Below are 22,637 nucleotides of genomic sequence, written 5' to 3' on the forward strand. Positions count from 1 at the left end.
ATTTATATTTAAATGTTTTGTTTTTAGAATTAATTTAATACTACATGGGTTTAAAAAAAGCATGGGTTAAAGCCTGGTCAGCACTGTATATCATGCTGGTCAACTCTTCAGGCAGATGCATACCCAACATAAAACCAAAAATTTTTGCGAGTTGTTGTGTATGGCCCAAAATTGGTTTTGTATAGATACAATGGTGGGGTTCAATTAAAGCGGGTAAAAATGTCTGATTATTTTTTTTAATGCTTTTGATATCCATTGCATCATCTAAAACCAGTACAAAAGGTCGTTCCTGGTGGGACTGATTTGCATGCTCAGGCATCACCTGATTGAGGCAAGTCAATAAATTGTCTACGTTGCTTGCAACTTTAAGCTGCTTGATTGCATCTATATCATTGATCTTCACATCTTCAGCCGCCACACACCAACTGGATGCAAATTCTGCTGGCAAATAATCATCCATCAGCCACATTTTTTCATCCAGAAATGTCTGGTCAATTTCAGAATCTATATTAACGATGAATGAAAATTCCTCAGTTTGTTCCGATATTTGATGCAATAATTTAAGCCAGTCCTCATAAGCACTTTGCTGAGCGATATAATGATGTTGCAGATGGACTTGCTGCGAAATTATTCCCAACGATTGCATAAAATTAAGCAATATTTCCCGGCTTGAATATTCATCCCAAACATGTAATACCTGGTTCGATAATAAAATATGAACATTGATTCGATTTAGACGTGACACCTGTTCAATGGAGATGTCTTTATCATTAGTGTCTGGAGCATCCGAATTACTCCAGGCAGGATGCATTCTGTATTGGTAGGCCAGTTCTCTATCATAAAATAATGCTGACCACTTTAAATGCTCAGCCACTTGCATTAAGGTTTCAGACTGTTGTTTTAATTGTTGTTGAATTAAAGCCTTTATACGTGCTAAGCGACCTGCTTCATCTTTTTCATGCTGCTCATCATCTTCTGGCTCAAACGCTAATATATGATCAAGCGTTTGAATCCTGTAGGATAAAATAGCTAAGCCATAACTGTTTTCTAAATTATAATCTAATTCCGGCGATTTAAATTTTTTTAACCCATCAATTATTGATGCATTTTCCCCCCATGCATGGCACACGGAGGATGAAAAAACATTCAAATTGAACCATTGAATCCCTTCAACTTTTGATTCGTGACTTGTCTGTGCTTTATTTAATTGCTGTTCCAATAATGCCTGATTTTGCTGTTTTTTACGCCGTATATAGGCCCGATAAGCCTGATAAATAAAATATGGCGCAAGTATTATTAAAGATAAAAGAATGGGTAAAATAAAAAAATATGAAACTAAATCTAGGCTCGAAGGATCATATTGAATATCACGCCAATAATAAATAATGACTATACTTAACAATAGAAACATACTGCTGAAAATCCACAGCATCAGCTTATTCATTGCATGACTCCCAATAAGCTATAACAGGTCTCTGCATGATTTTCTGTATGTCTAGCCATTAAAAAAGCCCCTTGGGCCAAGCCATGTTCTGATTTTGAATCCAGGCAAAGCGCCTGTATATTTTCTTTTTTTAATATTAAGCGTACATCTACCATTATTGTGGGACTACACCAAGTTGAAAGTATTTTCTTTAACTTCTCACTCATTTTTTGCTTGGGTAAAAAGCTGAGATAATCCATTCTAGATAATGGACCAATCTGAATCTCTATTTTTCCGCCCAGTTGCCGAATATTTTCCCCACAAAAGGTATTTCTTCCAAGTAAACTGCCATTTAAACTTCCTAAAGTTGTTCGTTGTGCCTCTTGCAATTTGAATTTTTCGTCTACCCACTGTTTTATTGTAAATTCAGTTTTGAAAATACAGTTAAGCATGGTTTTTAAAGCGTATGCGGTATTATTTTGTCCCTGCATTAAACCTGAAAATTCAGCAAAATAATCATCTAATTCAGTCTGATTCTGTTGTGTTCTGACATAACCATTTAAAGCATGCAGGATATCCAGATAATCATTTTCCTTTTCAATTTCATACCGTATGGGTAAATGATAGTTCAAACTTGCATCAACATATTGTGCGGTCAGCTTGTGATTAAATAAGCTTAGAAAACTTAGAGTTTCTTGTCTTTGCTGACGACGGCTTTGCTTAATTTTATAAGTATAGCTATAAGGCAAAGCACCTTGTATACCGGTGATCCCCATCATAAGATTAGTGATCTGTATGTACTTGTTTTCAAAAGTTAGCGATTCTATCTCAGTCACTGGAAAATGAAGATTTAAAGAACTCTGGAATTTAAAATCATTCGCCCAGTATTGGGTGATAGTTGAATGTGGCATATGGCGCAACAAACGTGTCGCCTGAATAAACTCATAAGCTGTAGGGGTGGTAAAGAGATCTTCTATTACAGAAGTTTCTTGCCACCAACGTTCTGTACGCATTGGTATAACTCCTGTTGAGTATTTGAATCACTGACCACAAGATCAACATAACTATTCATTTGAACTTTTAAATTAAAAATATGGCTTAAAATTTGGCTAAAAATATACAGGCTATGGCCTTTAAAAATTTGTGAATCTATAGCTAAATTCACTTTAATTCCACGGACAAATAAGGGAAAAGGTTGCGCTTCCACCAATTTTTGTGTCAAAGAAAAATCAATCCTTTTAATGGCTTCAATAACGAGCTGGTTTTCTTTCAATTTAGGCAAGTTATAAAGCACTAAAAGCTCTTTAATATGGCTGAGGGCATCCCCTTTCATCAGGGACAAGGTATTTAAGGATAAATGAGAGATAATGCGCCATTGTTCATTTTTATTTTGCGCAAAGTAATACGGCTTGAACGGTCGCTTTAACATAAATGCACGCCGTGCAAGGTGGTTTCCATTCAAATGCAGAACATTATTGGCCTGACTTAAAACTTCATGGGGTAAATCCCCATTACAACAGAGTAGTTGTGTACTGATAAAATCAGACTTGGTGCTATGAGGTGATAAATGTTTGGAAACAATGGAATAACGGGTTTCACCCAGATTATTCTGCAATTGTGTAGAATTCAAGCTATAAAAATAGTGCTCATTATGCTGATGATAATGGCTCATGGAAAAAAATGGAAAAATAGGAACTGTAGTCTGATCCTGATTACTTTTTTCCCGAATCATATTCATCTCGACTATTGAATAAAGCTGATAAAATTCAGGATGATGGATATCGGTGAGTAATGGATATTCTAATTGTTTATGATTTATTTTTTGCGGTTCAGCCTGCTTATAAAATAGGTTCACTACAGGCGTTGAAAACAGTTTAAAATTTGCAACATTCAGCTCAGTATAGTTACGGATACAGGCCTGATCATTTAAATTGATCTTTAAATGAATCAATATTTCAAATTCTGTATCTTCGCCTATTAAATGTTTTAAGAAATTTAAATTAAGATTGAGATAATTAAATTTTTCAGGAAAACAAAAGTATTCCAGCAGTAAACGGTAAGCATGATGGGTATGTTGATCAATCGGTAATAGACTTTCAGATTCAGCAAAGCCCATGACTGCAAATGGATTAGCAATTTCAATAATGCGATTGCCCGTGTTTAATGAAAATCCTGTACTGGCATGAAATATATTGTCCAAAACCTGCAAAGGGAAATTTGCAATCGCATCCAGGTAAATCGGTAATTTCTCACTGATTAACAACTGTTGGCTTTGTTGATAAATTTCAAAGCCTAAACTGAGCGTCGCATTCTGATTTAAATGCATGTGAGCACGAGGATGGGTTTTAAAATTCAGGCTCTTTAAAGTGATGGGTAATAATCGTACAGGCTGGGTGGTACTAAATTCACACTGTATGCCTTTAAAACTGCGTGACTTTAGCGAAGTCGCTTTAGGAATCTCATGTACTTCAGTCAGCTTTTTTATTTTATTTAAATCTTCAAAACTGACGACTGAACATGCGGGAAATGGCTTGAGATACTGAGGAAACATGACCTGGAATAATGAACGGGTAAAGACCTCATAACTGTCTGCCAGTTTTTTATCAATACGTGCAGCGACGAGCGAAAAAGCCTGAATCAGGCGTTCAATATGCGGATCGTCAATTTGTTCTTGATTGAGCGATAGACGTTGAGCAATTTTCGGATATTTCTGTGCAAATTCACGCGATTGTTGCCCAAATTCTTGTAATTGCTTCTCATAATACGGTAACAGTTCTTCAATCACAGCGAACCCACTTAAGATCTTGCAGAAATAACATAGTGTTGCGTTGTTGGTTTCAATAAAACGTCCAGAATGACCGGCTCAAATAAAGGCTGTATGTTTAAATAAGCTTGAACACTTAAAGATAATGCTCCCATGTTATGACCATCGCTTAGCATGGTGACCTTAATCTGCTTAAGTCGGGGTTCATGGGCAATAATCGATTGTTGAATAGATTGACAAATTTTATCCCGATCTGTGGGATTGGCCGTTGACAACCCCACAAAGTCAATAATCCCAAACTGCATAACAGACTGCTTTACTAAAGGAAAATCATGAATGACTCCATCCAGTAGCGACATGCGGCTATTGAGTAAATCCTCCAGATCCGAGGCTACAGATTCTCGTAATTTTTGAAGTGAAATTCCACGCTCATTCTGTTCATAATCCGCTAATAGCCGCTCAAATAAAGTGGTTTTAAAACCGTAAGGATATAATTGGTCTAAGTTCATTTTTTATTATTTAATGATGAAAAAATTATTCATAGCGACCAACGGCAGTTGGCCACTATTTGGGTCAGTACACTATGCAGCGTAAGAAGCTGTATTATTGGAAAGTGACCATTTCTTTGTTACCGCACCTTTTTGTGTACCGTTAATATCCTGCTGATTATAAGTCCATTCTACTGCAGCATATTTCAAACCAAAAGATTCGGTCGGAACCCCTTCTTCATTGACGTTTGGGGTAACGCTTGAAACAAGCACATGCTTTAACTTGATTTGAAGATATTTAATCCGCTTGTCACCATTCGCACGGTAAAAATCGATTTGAACTTCGTCAAAGGTATATCCAGCTGAACATGCTTCCCAAAGTTTTGGACTGGTTGCATCTAAATCTTTTACAAACAGCATATCTGAATGTTCGACACGTTCGGCAGTATGGCTACCTACACTTGAAGATGTCGCGGATTTAGGTTGACGGATATTGTGTGCCCAAGAATTTACTTCTAGCCAGTCTTTGTGTTCGGAGTCGCGAGATTCACCATCAACTTTATATTTGCCACGAAATTGGACGTATATATCTTTCATTTTTATAAATTTTCCTGTTTTATTTTTAAATTATTATAAAATTGCGCTCTAATTAGTTAATTAGAGGACTGAAGTAACTCAGTAACAAGTCGCAAAGAAACCGACAACTCATCCAACTGAAAATGTGGCCGTAAAAAAACCACAGATTTGTAGTGCCCAGGTTGAGCTGGGTTCTCTACAACTTTTACCGAAGCTTCGCGAAGCGGATACTGTGCTTTCGCCTCTTGCGATGCGCCATCATCCAACAAAACGTATTGCGACAGCCATTCATTTAAAAATGCTTCCACATTACCGGCAGAGGCAAAACTCCCCACTTTGTCGCGCATCATGGCTTTTAAATAATGTGCAATACGTGAAACAGCCATAATGTATTGAATCTGACTCGATAAAGCAGAATTGGCATTTGCACTATCGCTGTCATATTTTTTCGGTTTTTGAGTCGATTGTGCACCAAAGAAAACGGCATAATCGGTATTTTTGCAGTGCACTAACGGGATAAATCCTAAATCACTGAGTTCTTTTTCACGACGGTCAGTAATGGCAATCTCGGTGGGACATTTGAATACCACTTCCCCATCATTGGTCTTAAACGAATGCACCGGCAGACCTTCAACCAGGCCTCCTCCTTCCACGCCACGAATGGCAGCGCACCAGCCATACATATCAAAAGCATTGGTTAAACGCGTCGCAAATGCATAAGCTGAGTTCATCCATAAATATTCAGCATGATTCTGACCAGTCACTTCTTCTATAAAGTTAAAACCTTCAGTAACCGTTCCATCTTTGGGATGATACGGCAGACGTCCTAATACACGGGGCATGGTCAATGCAACATAACGCGCATCATCACTTTCGCGGAATGAACGCCACTGCACATATTCAGCAGTTTCAAAAATTTTAGAAACATCACGTGGACGATCAATATCGGTAAAAGACTCTAGCCCCAGCATGCTAGAGCTGGCTGCAGAAATAAAAGGTGCATGTGCCGCTGCAGCAACATGGGAAATCTGTTCCAATAAATACATATCCGTTGGCGTACGGTCGAATTCAAAGTCACCGACTAATGTGGCATAAGGTGCACCACCAAAGGAGCCATATTCTTCCTCGTATATTTTTTTAAATAAAGTGCTTTGATCAAAATCTGTTGAACCTTGAAAATCTTTAACCAGTTCTTTTTTACTGGTATTGAGCATTCGAATTTTAATTAAAGAATGAGATGGTGTTTCCTGGCAGAAATAGTACAAGCCACGCCAGGTGGATTCAATTTTTTGAAATTGCTCATGATGAATAACTTTGCTTAACTGTTTTGAAATTAAGGCATCAATTTCTGCAATTCGCTTATCGATTGACAAGGTCATATTTTCGGAAACGGTTATGGTTCCAGTCATGACTTCTTTGGCCAATTCACCAATCAGGCTTTTTGCGCGTTCATGTTCTTCATCATTACGGGCTATACGGCTTTGCTCAACAATTGAATCCAGTAAGGTAAATTCTTTCACATCTGTAGAGATGGCAGCAGCATGTAAATTATTCATGTTCTGCCTCCATGCTTAACTTCCGAACCTGGTCTGTATTTTTTAAAATTTCTTCCAGCAAATCTTCAAGACGTTCATTATTTGAAATCTTGTTACGCAAATCGGTTAAACGCTCTCGTGCTTCAACCAATTTCCGTAAGGGATCGACTTGTTGTACGATATTTTCTGGACGAAAATCTTGCATTGAATTAAAGGTTAAATCTACGGACATGTGTCCACCTTCTTCGGTCAAGGTATTCTCAACCTGAAAAGCCGCACGAGGTGCCAGCGATTGCATCACCTCATCAATGTTGTCCAAATCTACATTGATAAATTTTTTATCTTTTAATTTGGTCTTTTCTAATTCGGAGGCAGCTGAAAAGTCACCTAATACCCCAATCACAAAAGGTAACTCTTTGATTTCTTTGCCATCGCCAACTTCAACATCATAAGTCAGTTGTACACGTGGCGGACGAATACGTTGTAATTTCTTTTGTACACTTTCACGTTTAGCCATGAAGACTATCCTATTTTAGTTCTTATTAAATGAAGCAAATGGGCTTGAACCCAAAGTTATGGAGTTGTTACTTTGAAGTTTTGTGGTGGCGGTTGTATTTCGTGCAGATGTTTTTGTGACTCTGCTCTGCAAATTGACGTGACGGCTTAACGAGCTGGTTTTTCCAGCGGTACGATTCGATAAACCATTACGTTTCATCCGTTGTTTTAACCTGATCGTGTTGACAGTGACAGCTTTAGAATTGGATGTATCAGGTTCAGGTAATGCGATCTGAATATGATCAGACAATTTTTTTGCTGCAGGATACGTACTTTCCGCATTCAGATAACGCATTTCATGATTACGCATATACTGTAAATTACTTTCGGCAATCCCTACCCCGGCCAGAAAAGCAACATCAGTCAACTCTCTACGCTGAAAATTTTGTTGACGCAACTCCTCGACCCATTGCAAAGCTTTCAGATTTTTACCCATGGCTTGAAATCTTTGGGCAGCCTGAATTGATAATTCATTTTTTAATTGCATATTTTTCTTACTTTTTCTATCGCATAGTTGACGATAAATATTGAGTAAGTCTGGATCGGTTTCGTCACGAACCACAGGATAATCCTGAATGCAGGATTTTTTGAGTTCAAGAATTTTTTCGCTCGCGAAAGTGAATGGACTGACCGATAGCATGACCAGCAAAGGTACAAAAAACTTATATTTATTCAAAAGATGCCTCTAATTGTTCTAGTTATAAATGTAATTATTAGTATATGTTTAAGTAAATTAAATGATTTTAAAATTTTTAATTCATTATTTTGACTTTTTATCCATGCGCAGATTTAACAAAAAACAACCATCAAAAGTCAACAGTGATTAAATATAAAACAATACTTTTTATTGTTATTTAATGTAAAAAATACAAAAAACAGCATATATTTTTTTAATTTTATAAAAAATATGTGTATGATGTGCTCATTGCTTTTATATAAAACAATAACAAACCATTGTTTTTAAAAAATAAAAATACAAAATATAAAAAACAGGAAATTTCAGTAAATCAGCAAAATAAAAACTGAAGTTCTTTTACAGATGTTGAGTTTGATATGAATAATTTAAAAATTTTGATTACAAAATTATCTTCTTGTGCCCGTATAGCCCTGGAAAAATCGGCCAATAGCTGCATAGCTCAACAAAATTATGAAATTGAAATTGAACACATATTTTTAGAAATTCTACATAATCACGCAACGCATGATATTCAGCTGTTATTGGAAAACTACAAAATATCGCGCCATGAACTAATAAATGATTTAAAGAAAAGTATTACACAATTACCTAAAGGTAATACACGTACTCCTATTTTCGCAAAATCAATTGTGCGTTTATTGGAACAGGCCTGGTTATTAGCGTCGGCAGCACAAAAGCCCCAGATTCGAACGGGTCACCTCCTTGTAGCATTATTAACTGCTTCCGATCTTTATCAAATCGCTGTCCGTGCTTCCTGCTTATTTGAATTTTTTCCAATAAATCAGATGAAACATAGATTTTTAGAAGTATGTACACAGAGTATTGAACAAGTATGGGAACAAAATTCCGCTTCTTCCCCAGATACCATAAAAACTATACAGCTATCTGAACAGAGACTCAAAACACCAGCTTTAGATCAGTACACCATTGATTTAACTGAAAAGGCAAAAAAAGGTGCAATTGATCCAGTGATTGGCCGTGAGTTTGAAATTCGCTTAATGCTGGATATTTTAATGCGCCGTCGTCAAAACAATCCCATTCTAACGGGTGATCCCGGGGTCGGTAAAACTGCTGTAGTAGAAGGTTTGGCAGTTAAAATTGCCAATGATCAGGTTCCAGATGCTTTAAAAAATGTTCATTTACATATGTTGGATATGGGGCTTTTACAGGCAGGTGCCAGTGTCAAAGGTGAATTTGAAAACCGACTGAAACAGGTCATTCAGGAAGTTCAAAATTCTAGTCACCCCATTATTTTATTTATTGATGAAGCACATAGCTTAATTGGTGCAGGTGGTCAGGCTGGACAAAACGATGCAGCGAATCTACTTAAACCAGCGCTTGCACGTGGTGAATTACGTACCATTGCAGCTACAACTTGGACTGAATATAAACAGTTTTTCGAAAAAGATGCGGCCCTGAGCCGTCGCTTTCAGGTGGTTAAGGTGGAAGAACCCACAGAGGCAGTGGCCATTGATATGCTTCGCGCCATGATTCCTGTAATGACCCAACATTTTAATGTACAAATTGATGATGAAGCCATTGTCACAGCAGTACATAGTTCTCATCGATATATCAGTGGGCGTCAACTTCCAGATAAAGCCATCAGTGTGCTGGATACGGCAGCTGCCCGAGTGGCTTTAACTCAAAATGCCCAGCCTGTTAAGTTAGATCAGTTACAGGCACAATGGCATAACCTGAATCTGGAACAGGATATCTTGGAAAAAGAACAGCAAAATATGCCTATTCATCATGAGCGAATCTTGCAGTTAAAAGCAGAAATTTCTGAATTAGCCGGGAAAATCAGTGATACGCAAGCCCAGTGGCAAAATGAACTGCAACTGGTAAACAGGATTAAAGAACGAGAACAACAAAATGTTACAAGTCAGTCACATACAGATATTGCTCAATATCGTGAAGCACTGGCTCAGCTTCAAGGCACAACTCCGCTTGTTTTTGAACGGATAAATGCGCAGATGATTCATGAAATTATTTCTGACTGGACCGGAATTCCTGTAGGAAAAATGGCCAATGATGAAATTAAGCAAATTTTGACTTTAAAAGATAAGCTTTCTTTGAGAGTTATGGGTCAGGAGGATGCCTTAAACCAGCTGGTTCAGGTGATCAAAACCTCTAAAGCAAAACTGGGAGATCCGAATAAACCTCAGGGCGTATTTTTAATGGTCGGTCCAAGCGGTGTCGGTAAAACAGAAACAGCTTTGGCACTTGCCAATGAATTATATGGTGGAGAATCTCATCTAATTACTATTAACATGTCTGAATACCAGGAAGCTCATACGGTTTCTGCATTGAAAGGTGCTCCTCCCGGCTATGTGGGATATGGTCAAGGCGGGATTCTAACTGAAGCAGTACGACGAAATCCTTATAGTGTGGTCTTGCTCGATGAGATTGAAAAGGCACATGGCGATGTCCAGGAATTGTTTTATCAGGTCTTTGATAAAGGCATGCTTGAAGATGGCGAAGGTCGTTTAATTGATTTTAAAAATACCACGATCCTGTTGACGTCCAATGTCGGCTCCAATGTCATTATGCAAGCCTGCTTAAACTCTACAGTGGAGACCTGGCCCACAGCAGAACAATTAACAGAACACTTAAAGCCAAGTTTATATCAACAGTTTAAACCGGCATTTTTAGGTCGTATGCGTATTGTGCCGTACTTACCTCTGCACGATGAATTACTGCTACGCATCATCAGACATAAATTGGAAAAAATTACTGCACGTCTAGAACAACAATACACCACTACAGTTAGCTATAGTGAAGGCTTGATTGAACTATTGCTCAGCCGTTGTACCGAAGTTGATAGTGGTGCACGTAATGTGGATGACATCCTCAATTCATCAATATTGCCAGCTTTGGCCACACAAATTTTGCTCGGTTTGGCGGAACAAAAAATACCACGACACATCTTGATAGATGTTCAAGAGAATGACATATCTTATCAAATCGATCCGGTAATCAAAGCCGAAAAAAACGTAATAAAAAGCCCCAGTTTTACTGAAGCATAATTAAAAAAACCAGAAGGCAAAACATGAGTTTAGAACTGGAAAAATTATTAAGAGCAATTTCAGAAGCCGTCCCATGCGGGATGGATTGTTCTTTTTCCAATGAGTTTCATGCCATTAAAAAAGCACGAACTCAGGATGATTTACTTTTAGAACAAGGTGATTGGATTGCAGAACCGAAACTAGCCGATTGGAGTTTTGTAAATGAAAAATCCACTGAACTACTGACGGAAAAAACGAAAGATATTCGGTTATATACCTGGCTCGTTGAAGCCTGGTCCCATCTGTACGGGTTTGACGGAGTAGCCAAAGGTTTAGAATTAACCCAACGTAGCTTAAGCAATTTCTGGTTATTTTTATACCCGAAAATTGAAGAGGATGATTTAGATCAACGTCTGGGCCTGTTGCAAGGACTGATTAATCAACTGCCCAAGTTGATTAAGAATATACCCATGATAAATATTTCACCTTTTTATTCTTTAATTGACTATGAGGGTTTATTACATCAACAGAATTTACACCGTATGCATAGCGAAGAAAACAGCGATGTTGATCCTGCTGCCACACTGGAGCAATTGGAACAGGCATTATTAAGCACACCAAAATCTTTGCAATATCAAAATTATCAGGCTTTTTTAGAAATTTTGAATCAGTGGAATATTTTAAAGGAAGTGTTAGATAGCTTAATGGGTTTGGATGCTCCAAGTTTTGCAGCTATTGACGCTCAACTGGAATCTATTCATGGCAGCCTGAAAAAGGTTTACAAAACAGATGCTTTGGGTTCAGTACTCATGACGGGTCCATCAACTTCTATAACTGGCATGATCGCTTCACCTAAAACCTTACACACAGCAATTGATCCCACAATAGCCATAACCAGTGCACAAAAATTTCAGCCACACGCGCAGAGTCATTTAGCAAATCGTGAACAAGCCATGCAGCTTTTACAAGATATTGCCGATTATTTCCAGATGAATGAACCACATAGTCCAGTCAGCTATCTGCTACAAAAAACGATTAAATGGAACCAGATGCCTTTACATGAATGGCTGAGTCAGGTGATTAAAAACGACAATCCTTTAGAAACAGTACATGAACTTTTGGGTGTGCAAAAATAATCCTCATAACACAAATAATAATGGGTAAATTTAATGTTTAAAGCAGAAAAAATTCTTTGGGGCGAAGGCTTATTTTTACGTCCACAACATTTTCAATTACAAGATGCCTATCATGAACAGCGCTTGAATCACACCATCCGCTCTACCATTCCTTTTGCTTATGGCATTCAATCTATTCAATTTGATGAGGTGCAATTAAGTACTCATGTTCTGGCTTTAGAAAAAGTGGATATGCTTTGGCAAGATGGCGAAATTTACCAGGCGCCGGCACGTGACTTATTACCAGAGCCCATTCAACTGGATAATTTAAATTTACGGGGAGAAATGACAGTCTATTTGGCCTTGCCGATGATTCAACCCAATAAACGAAATGTCTCTTTTGAGGAAAGCAGCCAGCCTAGCCGTTATCACTCACACTTCACTGAAACGCATGATTTATTTACCGATGCTACAGCCGCAGATATTACTTTATTAAGACGCCGTGCAGAATTTAAATTACTCGAATCTGGCACTGAACCCAATCATGACCTGGATGGATTTCTGTATTTAGCAGTAGCAAAAGTTAAACGGCAAAGTTCGGAAAATTTTGAATTTGATTGCAAGTTTATTCCACCGATCTTGCATATTGAGGCATCTGCGAGCCTGATGTCAGGTTTAAAACGTAGCCTGAATATCATTAAAGCGAAAATTAAGGCCATTCAAAGCAACAATCGTGAAAATGAGCAAAAACTCATAGAGTTCCGTTCCGGTGATATTGTTTCTTTCTGGCTAGTGAATGCCTTAAACACCGCACATGCCTCCCTGAATCATCTTTTACAATATCCACATATTCATCCTGAACGATTGTTTTTTGAATTACTGCGTTTAACTGGATCACTGCTGACCTTTTCTACAGCCTATGCAGTGGATCAGTTACCTCATTATAAACATCATCATTTACAGGAAAGCTTTTCACAGCTCGATGCCATTCTGCGCGATTTACTCGATACCATTATTTCAAATCGCTATATCAGCATTGCCTTAAAAGAGGCACGTCCCTCCTATTGGATTGGAAGTCTGGAATCCGACAAAATTACGCGTGACACGCGACTGTATATTGCCGTTTCGAGTGGTCTAATGCAAAGCCATGAGCTGGTTCATTTGGTACCCCTTCGTTTTAAAGTAGGTAATTCTGTGGATGTCGAACAGCGTGTTATAGCTGCCCTTCCCGTCATTCCATTACATCATCTCATGCAGGTTCCCACTGCAATTCCAGTACGTTCTGGTGTCAGTTATTTTGAAGTTGAGCCTAACAATGAATTATATCAACGCATGTTGGATGCTGAATCCATGTGTATTTATATCCCAGCCGGCTTTCAGGATATTTCGGTTGATGTCATTGCAGTGATGAATAGCTAAGGAATCCGTATATGAATAATCAAGTGCCTTCACTATTTGAGAATGATCAAACGGGTTGGAGTTTAGACTCAACGACAACTCCATCTAAAGTCACGAGTGCAACAAATCTTGTTGATTTATTACATGAGGGTTTCTATGTGATTTTTCTATTGAAGAATCAATATATTCCAGTCAATCCAGATGAGTTTCGGGAGAAAATTTTAACCCTGTTAAATCATTTTGAGAATCAGGCGCGAAAACTGCACTTTTCAGCAGCGGATATTCATGATGCAAAATATGCTTATTGCGCATTGCTCGATGAAACCATTATAACTCAACAAGATGTACAATTTTTTGATTTACAGAACTACTGGATGGTCAGCCCTTTACAGTTAAGCCTTTTTGGCTCGCAACTTGCTGGCTATCGTTTTTTTGAAATTCTGGAATCACTACGTAGTCTGGGTAAAGAACGTCTCGCAGCCCTAGAAGTCTTTCATTACTGCATGCTACTTGGCTTTCATGGCAAATTTCGAATTGAATCCCTACAAAGTTTGAATCACCTAGTGGCTCGGGTTGGCGATGAAATTGATTTCTTAAAAGGCAAAAAAACAGCTTTTTCGCCCTTTTCTGCTTTGCCTGACCAAATTAGGCATGTCATTCATCGAGAATTACCTTTTTTCTGGATTTTAATCTTTTTGGCATTTTTTACTTTAATATCATTTGCATGCTTGAATTTTATGCTTTTAAATCAAAATCATAAATCATTATCTATTTATCAGAACATTATCATTCAGCCCGCCGAGCAAGCCTATATCACCATTCATTTACCCTAAAATTTAAAAAAGAAAATTTGAACATGTCCGCCCTAACACCAAAATTTTTAAGAATATTTCAGCCTGCAAAAGAGCCACATCGTTTAGCCGTTCCCTCTAGACGTTCAGGATTTTGTTCTGGCGATATTTTAAATGCTACTGTGGGTTATATTTATTTAAACAGTTTAGATCATCAGAAAATTCAAGGTCATTCTGTATTTAGCAATATGGATCTGTCCAGGCAAGAGGTTTTAGAATATAAGAAAAATAGGGACCAAACATACTCATCCCATAATAACAGTGTGGCTCAAATGGCGACAAAAAGTATAATCGCCACCTCTATCGCAAAAATAAGACTTGTGAATCAACCCGTCAGCTCTAGAAAAAATCCGGCAAAAGATTTTGAACCGGAGGAATTGTCACAAGCTGCTATAAAAATTTCTGAGGCTAAAACACTCTTCATACTCGCAGAAACCGCCGTATCTCCATGACGATTACTATTTTTACTGGTTTTATTATATTGGCGTGCAGTCTGGCCTGGTTATTTTCCTCTGATTTACGCCTTAAAGCACAAGACTTTTTTTTCGTTCTTATTCTGCAAAGTAAGAAACCATTCTATTCTGCCCGGGAATTTGCTCAGCAGTTCAATGATGCAGCTGCACCTAAACAACTCCAGTCATATTGGCATTTACAACAATGGTGGATACTGGTTGCGGGTCTTTCACTATTTTCCAGCATCTTGATTTTTGCTTTTACCCGTCCCGTAACTCCCACTAAAATTGAAACAGATTATTTAAGGTCAGTTGATCCTCAAATTTATGCATTGCTCGATGGGCAAATACTTGCACCGCCTCCTGAAGTAGAACAATCCTTGATTGAAGAAGCCATTATTTCTGCACGTCATATTGAGGCTAGTCAGTTCAGTGTTCAGGCAAAAACATTTAACTCCAATATAGAAAGTTTAGCGACTTCACATTTACATGGTGATCTCGTATCCGCCGATCGTAAATGGCATAAAATGAATCCACGTTATAAACAACGTTTATTGATGGTATTTAAAATCATGCAACAACGTTATGGCTATGAAATGGTTTTACTAGAAGGTTACCGTAGTCCAGAGCGCCAGAATGCCTTGGCTGGTAACAGTCATATTACCCGTGCCAAAGGCTTTCAAAGTTATCACCAATTTGGCCTGGCTGCCGATATTGCATTTAAACGGAATGGTAAAGTGGTTATTTCAGAACGTGATCCCTGGGCAATGCAAGGTTATCGGTTATATGGAACAGTTGCAGAATCAGTCGGTTTAACTTGGGGTGGCCGTTGGACATCCATTCAAGATTATGGTCATAGTGAGTATCGTATGCCCGGACTCAAAAAAACAGCCGCAATGGCTGAACAGTTAACTGCGGACAGTCAACTGTTGGCCAATCATCTACATGACGCTTTTGAATAACAGCAAATCTATTTGATATCTAAACTTAATTTAGATATTGATTCATTTCATCCAGAACCTGTTGCGTTTTTTCAGCGTGCAGCCAGTGTCCCGCATCTTCTATCACTGCTATTTTGGCATGGGGAAATTGCTGCTGGATTGCAGCAAAATGCTCATCCTTGCTTATATAGGCGGATTTTCCCCCGCGAATAAACAGGGCCTCTTTTGGCCATGGCTGGATCGTCTTCCAATTCAGGATTTCTGAATAATGATGGAATAAAGCATCGACATTAAATAACCATTGTCCCTTATTAAAGGATTTCATTAGAAATTGGATCACCATTTCTTCATGTAAATACTCACGCATAATTTGGGTCGCCTGTTGCCGACTTTCAATCTGGGCATTTTTGACGGCAAATAAAGCTTTAAAAATTTGCTCATGATGACTTTCCTGATAGGCAAATGGTGCCATATCCAGAACAATCAATTGTTCTAATCGCTGCCCTGCCTGACTTGCCAATTGCATGGCAATTTTTCCACCCATGGAATGACCAATAGCAGAAAATTTTTGAATATTTAAAGAATCTAGTGTTTCCAGAATATCTGCTGCCATGACAGCATAATTCATTTCTGTTGCATGTGCTGAATGACCATGATTGCGGACATCAATTTGAATGACTGAATGAAAGTCATAATATGCACGTGCCAGCATGCCTAAATTAGTTAAACTGCCAAAGAGACCATGAATAAATACCAGCGTATTTTTTGCTGTAGCGACTTCTTTAAGATGTATTTGGTGATTTAAAATCATGGACGTCTTTCATTACTTTTTAGATGAAATTATTTTTGAGTAAATCAGGAATTTAATCAACTGCCAATTTTTTAAAATATTTTTTTGCTTAGGCTATTTATGGAGGTAAAAAATGAGTAATTTGTGTTGTTTGGGCAAGCAGTTCAAAAGAACATTGAAGTAAAATTTTAAGATGACAAAATCAGGCTCAATGTTCTTTTTAAGCCTAATGTTTACTCTAAATTTAATTATTTAAAATAATTCAGAGGCAATTTTAAATAGCGGATACCGTTGGCTTCAGGTGCAGGCAACCGCCCTCCATCCATATTGATTTGAATTGCAGGTAAAATCAGTTTAGGCATGGACAAAGTCGCATCACGGCGGTTACGCATCTCAACAAAACCCGTTTTTGTTGTATTTTCATTTAGGAAAATATTTCTTGTATAGCGCGTTATTCTTTTCTAACTTGAGGTTAATAATCGTGACAACATGACAAAGAAAAAACCCGGAGTTGATTATTCAACTGATAAATTTTTGAATGGAGTTGAATCAAGTAACTGTACTGCCCTTTTAGAAGAATTACACAATAATTGGTATGGAAATAAACTTCAAAAAGTCATTTTGCTTAGGCTATTTTAATGTGCATACTCTATGATTAAATCAGCCTGCATTGTTTTTCTTGTTGCTGACGGCGCATCATAATCCACTATATTGTCATACCTGCTCTGGATCATTTTTTATTATTCTATAAATTCTTTGAGTACTTTTTCTGCAAACCACCACGGTAACTGTTGAACTTCCGGATTCATTTTCAATGTTTCGGCCGATTCAATTTCAGCAATAAAAGCCGCTTTTTCACCGTTAGAAGAGTTATCAAACAAATAGGTACGATCACTGGCATCAATCGCCTGCATAAGCAAATCCATACTGCGGTAATAACGCTCCACAATCTTTTGCTCTGGAACAGAATGTCCACCCACACTCACCCGGTATTTCACCCGCGCAATATTAATTCGTGGGTCAACCGTAGAAACATAATATAAATAGGTTTTAAAACCCTGCAGCTGCGCTTGTTGTAAAAACTCAACCTTAGAGATATGCGACATTACCGTTTCAAAGGTAAAACTGATTTTTAAGCGCAAAAATTCCAGGCGGATATAGTCAATAATCCGTGCACAAAGATAAGAATCGATTTCGGATTCATGAAACTGGATATTCGATTCATCAACTACCCAAGGCTCTTGTTGCAGTAAAGGAATGAGTTGCCCGGATTGAGGGCGTTTTTTCTGCTTAAGGAAAGCAATCAAAGCTTGGGCCATTAATGCGGGATGATAGGACTTTAAATCCAGGCGTTGACTCAAGCGAAGATTCTGTTCCAGTTCATCAGCATTTAAATAAGCTCCAATATGATGGGGCAATAAATATTCCTTGACTGTGCTCTTTCCAGACCCATTCGGACCGGCAAACATCCTTATTCTTGGTGGAGGCATTCAGTTATACAGCTGCCTCTTGTTTTCTCTTGCGTTTTAAAACTTTAGGAAGATCATTCACATTTGTATATGCCTGATGCAAGTCCGCAATCACGGTTTCCTGTCCATTTACTTCGCGTTTTAACAGTTGCTGTTCTTTTGCATACACGACCGTTGCTGCCGTACATGCTTTGTTAAAGGCATGACGGAAAGCATGTATGGCAAGTTTAGGAATCATCTCATCCTCATATTTGCCTGCTTTCATGATGGTATAAGCTGTCATGGAACAACTCCCGTTACACAAGGTGTATTTGCTTATTATATTAACATAGCCGCAATAATTGTCTATAAATACACCAACATAGAAATGTAACGCTTTGCAGTGAATCTGATCCGAAACTACTGGTTCAGCGGCTCATGCATCATTGATCTTCTTTCCACACATCTTCATAGTCTTCACGATCAATCATAAAACGGAAACCTTCAGCCAAAGCCAGGTATGGCAGCGCTTCAGGTAAAATATCCTGTAACTCGCGAACCGTCATGGTCTGGAAAAAATCTTCTCCTTCTTCCAGCTCGCCACCGTAAATAAACCAGCCAATGTTTTCATCTGTTTCAGGCTTTTTACGAATTCCAACAATGGGTTCTTTATTTAAAGTTTGAACTGCAACGGCGACAACATCATCACCACTGACCTGGATATAGGCAGAATCAAATTCTTCACACAATAACTTTTGTTCTGCAATCAGTTCTTCTAAGGGTGAAAGTTGTGGGGATTTTTTTGACATTGCATTTCTCTGGCATATAAAACCGAATAGCGACAGTTTAACTTAGAACGATTTAGCATGGCTAAACTTTTTATTTGCAGGATTTTTTGTTAAGCTTGAAAAAGTTACAAAATCAAAAAGATTAAAATGAAACTTCAAGATACAACAGAATTCGCAAGCAGCACTGGGCATGGTCACGGCGGTAGACGTAAAAATTCTGGCCGCAAAACCCAGTATCAGGAAAAAACCGTGGTGATGCGCGTTCCCGAGTCTAAAGTATCTGAAATCAAGGCATGGTTAAAGCCCAAACCTGCCGATGACCGTAGTCAGAAGATCGAACTGCATCCTATACAGATTCAAACCCGACTCGATATTCCCTATCCTCTGGAATCGGTTGCTGCCGGTTTTCCCTCTCCGGCTCAGGATTACACTGAAGATGTCATCGATTTGAACCAATACCTAGTGCATAACCCCTCAAGTACCTTTGTATTACGGGTCAATTCATTGTCGATGAAAAATGCAGGCATAGACATTGATGACCAGATTCTAATTGACCGTAGCTTGAAACCAGAACACGGCGATATCGTTTTGGCCTTAATCAATAATGAATTTACCGTTAAACGGCTGATGAAAGAGAAACAGAAAAATGGGGAACTGAAAATCTGGCTAAAAGCAGAAAACCCTGAATACCCGGATATTTATTTACGCAGCGAAGAACAGCTGACGATCTGGGGTGTAGTGACCTGTATTTTAAAAAAATTACGCTAATAAATTTTATGAGTGGATATATAATCGGAACAGATCAAAATTTTACTCTTAACATAAATAGACAGATAAAAGCCCCAAGTAAACTTGAGGCTTCATCATAAATCCTAAGCAAGCTTGAGGATTATTTTTGCTGTTGAGGGTTTTTTTGCTGCTGTTGGCGTTGATTGCCCTGGTTTTGCTGACGTTGATTGTCTTGCTGCTGCTGTTGCTGTTGATGCTTTTGATTTTCGCTTTGCTGGTTCGATTGTTGTTGATTAGCCATTTTCATATCCATCCTTTCGATTGATTACTAGCGTGGAGTGCTAGGGATATGCCGTATGTATTACGACTCTTATTAATCTAGCGGATATTTACCGTTAACCAACCCGCAAACTGTATCGACTTAATTCATTGTAATGATCAAAATATTAATTGACTGATTTTTAGTGCATCGACAAATCTCAGCTTTACGCTATTAACGCTAATTACACTGAACCTTACATGCTGCTCAAGCTCTTTATCGAATGGACGCTTGATTCTCTGCATTTTTAAAATTTGAAATTTATAAACGATTTTATTATCCTTACTTGAAAACGTTACAATTTCAAGAACAAAAATGAACCAGAAACTTTTTGCCTTAATTGATATCAATAACTGCTATGTCAGCTGTGAACGGGTATTTAATCCCCGTCTAAATGGCCAGCCTGTGGTTGTACTCTCCAACAACGACGGCTGTGTGGTTTCCCGAAGTAATGAAGCCAAGGCCTTAAATATCGGCATGGCCGTGCCTTGGTATGAGGTCGAGCAACAGGCTTTGGCAACCGGTGTAAAAGTATTTTCCAGTAATTACGCTTTATATGCAGACATGTCACGGCGCTTTTTTTCGATTCTGGAACAGCATTTCCATCCGGATGACCTGGAACCTTATTCGATTGATGAGTGCTTTATTCAGCTCGGCAGTTATGCAGAATATTTTGATGTAGAGCAATATTGCCGGGATTTAATCCAGCGCATTGAGCAATGGTTGGGTTTGCCCTGCTGCATAGGCGTTGGCACAACCAAGACCCTGGCCAAACTGGCCAATTACTTTGCAAAGAAAAGAAGTGGCTTTCAGTCGCTCTGTTATTTACCGCATGTAGATTTATGCAGTTATGAAAGCCTGCTCTTAGAGACACCGGCTAGCGAGATTTGGGGGATTGGTCGTAAAATCAGCAAACAGCTTCAAGACTATGAAATTTATAGTTGCTATGACTTAACTTTTGCCAATGAACATCATCTTGGCAAACAATTTTCGGTGATGATTGCACGGACAATTCGTGAACTAAAAGGTCAATCGTGTATTGCACTCAATGACCCTGCAACACCGGCAAAAAACATCCTTTCATCACGAAGTTTTGCTTCTGCATTAACCGAAAAATCAATCATCAAACAGGCGGTCATTTTTCATGTCAACCGTGCCCATAAACGCTTAACCCAACAGCGACAGCTTTGTGCCTGCGTACATGTTTCACTCTATGAAAAAATATCCGTCCCACCCTATAAAAAGAAGCTTTCTTATGCGCTAGGCCTGGAATATGCAAGCGATGACTTACTTGCCTTAAATGGCGCAGCATTAAAGCAAATAGATGTTTTATTTAAAGAAAACAAGAAATATATTAAAGTTGAAATCATGTTGAGTGCCTTGCATATTAAACAGCACTATATTCATGACTTATGGCAACCTTTAGCCCTGATTCAACAACGGGACAATTTAATGAACACCCTGTTGAAAATGCAACAACGCTATGGCTCGGATTGTATACAGGTTGGCTATCATTCTGCCAATCCGGCCTGGCAGATGAAACAGCAGCACCGCTCTCCACGTTACACCACCTGCTGGAAGGAACTGCTTACAATTCATGAATCTGCCCTGACTGTTACACAAAATAAATGAACTGTTTTGGTCAATTTAGCTTACAATGTAAGAAATAGTAATAATTATAAAAAATGTCATTTTTTAACATTGCCAATTACCTGCAAAGTTCTCATTATATAGCTCAGTTCTGACACATAGCTCTCGTATCAATTTAAACAACTTATAATAGAAATACGGGAATATATGCCATAATACGCAAACTTTGCTGACATCTTGCAAGGTATATTTGCAAACTTATAATTGGAGCAAGCTGAATGAGCTTAACCATTTTGGTTATTCATGGACCGAATCTAAATTTACTAGGTATGCGTGAACCTGAAGTTTATGGAAACCTTACTCTAGACAATATAAATCAAAAGCTCATCGCTCAAGCTCAAAATGCATCTCTTTCCCTGGATACTTTTCAAAGCAACTGGGAAGGTGCGATTGTCGACCGAATTCATCAGGCACAAAAAGAAGGTGTTCAATTCATCATTATCAATCCTGCAGCCTTAACCCATACCTCTGTTGCAGTACGTGATGCGCTTCTTGGTGTTGCCATTCCATTTATTGAAGTTCATTTGTCCAATGTACACGCACGTGAAGCATTCCGACACCATTCATATTTATCCGATAAAGCCGTTGGCGTGATTTGTGGTTTAGGTGCAAAAGGTTATAGCGCTGCACTGGACTTCGCCATCGATAAAATTCAACTCTCTACGCAATCATAATTAGGAATACTGTCTCATGGATATCCGTAAAATCAAGAAACTCATCGACCTGATGATTGAATCTGACTTACAAGCGATCGAAGTTAAAGAAGGTGATCAATCCATCGCCCTCACCCGTCGCAATCCTGTGGTAGCAGCAGCTGTTCCTGCAATGCCTACAGCCGCACCTGCCGCACCTGCTGCAAAAACACCGCGCGGCGCAGTTGAAACTTCTCCTATGGTTGGTGTGTTCTATGCAGCACCAAACCCGGGTGAAGCACCATTCGTCAAAGTGGGCCAAACCGTTTCTGCAGGCGAAACCCTGGGTATTATTGAAGCCATGAAAATCATGAACCCGATTGAAGCGACTCAAAGTGGCGTGATTGAAGAAATTCTGGTGAAAAATGGTGAAGTAATTCAATTCGGTCAACCATTGTTCCGCTATCGCGCCTAAAACCAC

23 protein-coding genes and 1 pseudogene are annotated in these 22,637 nt (G+C 38.5%); 10 read left to right on the forward strand and 14 right to left on the reverse strand.

The genetic code is table 11. The features are described 5' to 3' along the window. Positions 1-40: 40 nt before the first annotated feature. The 8 genes from BLP85_RS00090 to BLP85_RS00125 all read right to left on the reverse strand — a co-directional run bounded on the left by BLP85_RS00090 (position 41) and on the right by BLP85_RS00125 (position 8,017). Positions 41-1,444, reverse strand: coding sequence for a hypothetical protein (locus BLP85_RS00090; protein ID WP_092818115.1), 1,404 nt, complete (start codon positions 1,442-1,444; stop codon positions 41-43). Beyond that, positions 1,441-2,436 (reverse strand): type VI secretion system baseplate subunit TssG, encoded by a 996-nt coding sequence (tssG, locus tag BLP85_RS00095; protein WP_092818116.1) that lies wholly within the window; start codon positions 2,434-2,436, stop codon positions 1,441-1,443. The genes BLP85_RS00090 and tssG overlap by 4 nt, the downstream gene beginning before the upstream one ends. Continuing rightward, positions 2,400-4,208, reverse strand: coding sequence for a type VI secretion system baseplate subunit TssF (gene tssF, locus BLP85_RS00100; protein ID WP_092818117.1), 1,809 nt, complete (start codon positions 4,206-4,208; stop codon positions 2,400-2,402). The genes tssG and tssF overlap by 37 nt, the downstream gene beginning before the upstream one ends. A gap of 11 nt (positions 4,209-4,219) precedes the next feature. Beyond that, positions 4,220-4,696 (reverse strand): type VI secretion system baseplate subunit TssE, encoded by a 477-nt coding sequence (gene tssE, locus BLP85_RS00105; RefSeq protein ID WP_092818118.1) that lies wholly within the window; start codon positions 4,694-4,696, stop codon positions 4,220-4,222. Positions 4,697-4,768: 72 nt separating this feature from the next. Continuing rightward, positions 4,769-5,272 (reverse strand): Hcp family type VI secretion system effector, encoded by a 504-nt coding sequence (locus tag BLP85_RS00110; protein WP_092818119.1) that lies wholly within the window; start codon positions 5,270-5,272, stop codon positions 4,769-4,771. A 56-nt stretch (positions 5,273-5,328) separates the two neighbouring features. Further along, positions 5,329-6,807, reverse strand: a complete 1,479-nt coding sequence (gene tssC, locus BLP85_RS00115; RefSeq protein ID WP_092818120.1) for a type VI secretion system contractile sheath large subunit — start codon at positions 6,805-6,807, stop codon at positions 5,329-5,331. Continuing rightward, complete coding sequence (tssB, locus tag BLP85_RS00120) at positions 6,800-7,303, reverse strand: type VI secretion system contractile sheath small subunit (protein WP_092818121.1); 504 nt, start codon at positions 7,301-7,303, stop codon at positions 6,800-6,802. The genes tssC and tssB overlap by 8 nt, the downstream gene beginning before the upstream one ends. A gap of 15 nt (positions 7,304-7,318) precedes the next feature. Beyond that, on the reverse strand, positions 7,319-8,017 hold the full coding sequence (locus BLP85_RS00125) for a hypothetical protein (protein WP_092818122.1): 699 nt from the start codon (positions 8,015-8,017) through the stop codon (positions 7,319-7,321). Positions 8,018-8,394: 377 nt separating this feature from the next. Here BLP85_RS00125 and tssH point away from each other — a divergent pair, with 377 nt between their 5' ends. The 6 genes from tssH to BLP85_RS00155 are packed head-to-tail and all read left to right on the forward strand — an operon-like array spanning position 8,395 to position 15,821. After that, positions 8,395-11,064, forward strand: a complete 2,670-nt coding sequence (gene tssH / locus BLP85_RS00130) for a type VI secretion system ATPase TssH (protein ID WP_092818123.1) — start codon at positions 8,395-8,397, stop codon at positions 11,062-11,064. A gap of 23 nt (positions 11,065-11,087) precedes the next feature. Continuing rightward, positions 11,088-12,179 (forward strand): type VI secretion system protein TssA, encoded by a 1,092-nt coding sequence (tssA, locus tag BLP85_RS00135; protein WP_092818124.1) that lies wholly within the window; start codon positions 11,088-11,090, stop codon positions 12,177-12,179. A 33-nt stretch (positions 12,180-12,212) separates the two neighbouring features. After that, positions 12,213-13,577 (forward strand): type VI secretion system baseplate subunit TssK, encoded by a 1,365-nt coding sequence (gene tssK, locus BLP85_RS00140; RefSeq protein ID WP_092818125.1) that lies wholly within the window; start codon positions 12,213-12,215, stop codon positions 13,575-13,577. 11 nt (positions 13,578-13,588) lie between these two features. Further along, positions 13,589-14,389: a DotU family type IV/VI secretion system protein gene (locus tag BLP85_RS00145; RefSeq protein ID WP_092818126.1), complete on the forward strand. Its 801-nt coding sequence runs from the start codon at positions 13,589-13,591 to the stop codon at positions 14,387-14,389. A gap of 23 nt (positions 14,390-14,412) precedes the next feature. Then, a complete protein-coding gene (locus tag BLP85_RS00150; protein ID WP_092818127.1) occupies positions 14,413-14,859 on the forward strand; it encodes a hypothetical protein in 447 nt (148 codons plus the stop codon). Beyond that, complete coding sequence (locus BLP85_RS00155) at positions 14,856-15,821, forward strand: M15 family metallopeptidase (RefSeq protein ID WP_092818128.1); 966 nt, start codon at positions 14,856-14,858, stop codon at positions 15,819-15,821. Before BLP85_RS00150 ends, BLP85_RS00155 begins: the two co-directional genes overlap by 4 nt. A gap of 25 nt (positions 15,822-15,846) precedes the next feature. Here the strand turns inward: BLP85_RS00155 and BLP85_RS00160 are convergent, their stop codons facing one another. The 5 genes and pseudogenes from BLP85_RS00160 to BLP85_RS00180 form a co-directional block, all read right to left on the reverse strand. Further along, positions 15,847-16,611, reverse strand: a complete 765-nt coding sequence (locus BLP85_RS00160) for an alpha/beta fold hydrolase (RefSeq protein ID WP_092818129.1) — start codon at positions 16,609-16,611, stop codon at positions 15,847-15,849. 227 nt (positions 16,612-16,838) lie between these two features. Next, a pseudogene (locus tag BLP85_RS15015) lies at positions 16,839-17,042 on the reverse strand (MBL fold metallo-hydrolase); the annotation flags it as partial. 288 nt (positions 17,043-17,330) lie between these two features. After that, positions 17,331-18,080: a zeta toxin gene (locus BLP85_RS00170; protein ID WP_092818130.1), complete on the reverse strand. Its 750-nt coding sequence runs from the start codon at positions 18,078-18,080 to the stop codon at positions 17,331-17,333. A 4-nt stretch (positions 18,081-18,084) separates the two neighbouring features. Then, positions 18,085-18,342 (reverse strand): hypothetical protein, encoded by a 258-nt coding sequence (locus BLP85_RS00175; RefSeq protein ID WP_092818131.1) that lies wholly within the window; start codon positions 18,340-18,342, stop codon positions 18,085-18,087. A gap of 139 nt (positions 18,343-18,481) precedes the next feature. Then, positions 18,482-18,847 (reverse strand): immunity protein Imm33 domain-containing protein, encoded by a 366-nt coding sequence (locus tag BLP85_RS00180; RefSeq protein WP_092818132.1) that lies wholly within the window; start codon positions 18,845-18,847, stop codon positions 18,482-18,484. A 126-nt stretch (positions 18,848-18,973) separates the two neighbouring features. Between BLP85_RS00180 and BLP85_RS00185 the strand changes: the two genes are divergently transcribed. Continuing rightward, positions 18,974-19,594 carry a LexA family protein gene (locus BLP85_RS00185; RefSeq protein ID WP_092818133.1) on the forward strand — a complete coding sequence of 207 codons (621 nt, stop codon included), beginning with the start codon at positions 18,974-18,976 and terminating at the stop codon, positions 19,592-19,594. 121 nt (positions 19,595-19,715) lie between these two features. On the opposite strand, the gene BLP85_RS14870 is transcribed toward BLP85_RS00185, so the two are convergent. Further along, positions 19,716-19,856: a hypothetical protein gene (locus BLP85_RS14870; protein WP_165493300.1), complete on the reverse strand. Its 141-nt coding sequence runs from the start codon at positions 19,854-19,856 to the stop codon at positions 19,716-19,718. A 333-nt stretch (positions 19,857-20,189) separates the two neighbouring features. Here BLP85_RS14870 and BLP85_RS00190 point away from each other — a divergent pair, with 333 nt between their 5' ends. The 3 genes from BLP85_RS00190 to accB all read left to right on the forward strand — a co-directional run bounded on the left by BLP85_RS00190 (position 20,190) and on the right by accB (position 22,631). Further along, positions 20,190-21,506, forward strand: a complete 1,317-nt coding sequence (locus tag BLP85_RS00190; RefSeq protein WP_092818134.1) for a Y-family DNA polymerase — start codon at positions 20,190-20,192, stop codon at positions 21,504-21,506. Positions 21,507-21,742: 236 nt separating this feature from the next. Further along, complete coding sequence (gene aroQ / locus BLP85_RS00195; RefSeq protein WP_092818135.1) at positions 21,743-22,198, forward strand: type II 3-dehydroquinate dehydratase; 456 nt, start codon at positions 21,743-21,745, stop codon at positions 22,196-22,198. A gap of 16 nt (positions 22,199-22,214) precedes the next feature. Beyond that, positions 22,215-22,631, forward strand: coding sequence for an acetyl-CoA carboxylase biotin carboxyl carrier protein (accB, locus tag BLP85_RS00200; protein ID WP_092818136.1), 417 nt, complete (start codon positions 22,215-22,217; stop codon positions 22,629-22,631). Positions 22,632-22,637: the final 6 nt, after the last annotated feature.

It is taken from the genome of Acinetobacter kookii (genome assembly GCF_900096895.1).
In the GTDB taxonomy this organism is placed as follows: domain Bacteria; phylum Pseudomonadota; class Gammaproteobacteria; order Pseudomonadales; family Moraxellaceae; genus Acinetobacter; species Acinetobacter kookii.

Excerpts from the sequence above, each read along its gene's own strand:
- BLP85_RS00090 (WP_092818115.1), bottom strand. The coding sequence starts at position 1,444 with ATGAATAAGCTGATGCTGTGGATTTTCAGCAGTATGTTTCTATTGTTA.
- tssG (WP_092818116.1), bottom strand. The coding sequence starts at position 2,436 with ATGCGTACAGAACGTTGGTGGCAAGAAACTTCTGTAATAGAAGATCTC.
- tssE (WP_092818118.1), bottom strand. The coding sequence starts at position 4,696 with ATGAACTTAGACCAATTATATCCTTACGGTTTTAAAACCACTTTATTT.
- BLP85_RS00110 (WP_092818119.1), bottom strand. The coding sequence starts at position 5,272 with ATGAAAGATATATACGTCCAATTTCGTGGCAAATATAAAGTTGATGGT.
- tssC (WP_092818120.1), bottom strand. The coding sequence starts at position 6,807 with ATGAATAATTTACATGCTGCTGCCATCTCTACAGATGTGAAAGAATTT.
- tssB (WP_092818121.1), bottom strand. The coding sequence starts at position 7,303 with ATGGCTAAACGTGAAAGTGTACAAAAGAAATTACAACGTATTCGTCCG.
- tssH (WP_092818123.1), top strand. The coding sequence starts at position 8,395 with ATGAATAATTTAAAAATTTTGATTACAAAATTATCTTCTTGTGCCCGT.
- tssA (WP_092818124.1), top strand. The coding sequence starts at position 11,088 with ATGAGTTTAGAACTGGAAAAATTATTAAGAGCAATTTCAGAAGCCGTC.
- tssK (WP_092818125.1), top strand. The coding sequence starts at position 12,213 with ATGTTTAAAGCAGAAAAAATTCTTTGGGGCGAAGGCTTATTTTTACGT.
- BLP85_RS00145 (WP_092818126.1), top strand. The coding sequence starts at position 13,589 with ATGAATAATCAAGTGCCTTCACTATTTGAGAATGATCAAACGGGTTGG.
- BLP85_RS00150 (WP_092818127.1), top strand. The coding sequence starts at position 14,413 with ATGTCCGCCCTAACACCAAAATTTTTAAGAATATTTCAGCCTGCAAAA.
- BLP85_RS00155 (WP_092818128.1), top strand. The coding sequence starts at position 14,856 with ATGACGATTACTATTTTTACTGGTTTTATTATATTGGCGTGCAGTCTG.
- BLP85_RS00160 (WP_092818129.1), bottom strand. The coding sequence starts at position 16,611 with ATGATTTTAAATCACCAAATACATCTTAAAGAAGTCGCTACAGCAAAA.
- BLP85_RS00170 (WP_092818130.1), bottom strand. The coding sequence starts at position 18,080 with ATGCCTCCACCAAGAATAAGGATGTTTGCCGGTCCGAATGGGTCTGGA.
- BLP85_RS00175 (WP_092818131.1), bottom strand. The coding sequence starts at position 18,342 with ATGACAGCTTATACCATCATGAAAGCAGGCAAATATGAGGATGAGATG.
- BLP85_RS00180 (WP_092818132.1), bottom strand. The coding sequence starts at position 18,847 with ATGTCAAAAAAATCCCCACAACTTTCACCCTTAGAAGAACTGATTGCA.
- BLP85_RS00185 (WP_092818133.1), top strand. The coding sequence starts at position 18,974 with ATGAAACTTCAAGATACAACAGAATTCGCAAGCAGCACTGGGCATGGT.
- BLP85_RS14870 (WP_165493300.1), bottom strand. The coding sequence starts at position 19,856 with ATGGCTAATCAACAACAATCGAACCAGCAAAGCGAAAATCAAAAGCAT.
- BLP85_RS00190 (WP_092818134.1), top strand. The coding sequence starts at position 20,190 with ATGAACCAGAAACTTTTTGCCTTAATTGATATCAATAACTGCTATGTC.
- aroQ (WP_092818135.1), top strand. The coding sequence starts at position 21,743 with ATGAGCTTAACCATTTTGGTTATTCATGGACCGAATCTAAATTTACTA.
- accB (WP_092818136.1), top strand. The coding sequence starts at position 22,215 with ATGGATATCCGTAAAATCAAGAAACTCATCGACCTGATGATTGAATCT.